1 protein-coding gene is annotated in these 276 nt (G+C 54.7%); it reads left to right on the top strand.

Annotated features, from left to right (window positions below; translation table 11 throughout):
- Positions 1-276 (top strand): alpha-2-macroglobulin family protein (locus R0J88_RS19895; RefSeq protein ID WP_410900862.1); only part of this gene is annotated, 276 nt, incomplete at both ends.

Raw genomic sequence — 276 nt, 5'->3', positions numbered from 1 at the left:
GAGTAAAAATGCTTGAACGTCCACGGCGTGAAGAGGTGGATACCGCGGCATGGATGCCGTCACTCACAACCGATAAACAAGGCAAAGCGTATTTCACGTTCCTGATGCCTGATTCGTTAACCCGCTGGCGTATCACCGCGCGTGGGATGAACGGCGACGGGCTGGTCGGGCAGGGGCGTGCTTATCTGCGTTCGGAAAAAAATCTCTACATGAAGTGGAGTATGCCAACGGTGTATCGCGTGGGCGACAAACCGGCGGCAGGACTGTTTATCTTCA

The sequence above is a fragment of the Pseudoalteromonas sp. SIMBA_162 genome, assembly GCF_046535955.1.
Taxonomy (GTDB): Bacteria; Pseudomonadota; Gammaproteobacteria; order Enterobacterales; family Alteromonadaceae; genus Pseudoalteromonas; species Pseudoalteromonas marina.
The sequence above is the reverse complement of the archived record's forward strand: the minus strand, read 5'-3'. Positions and strand labels throughout refer to the sequence as shown.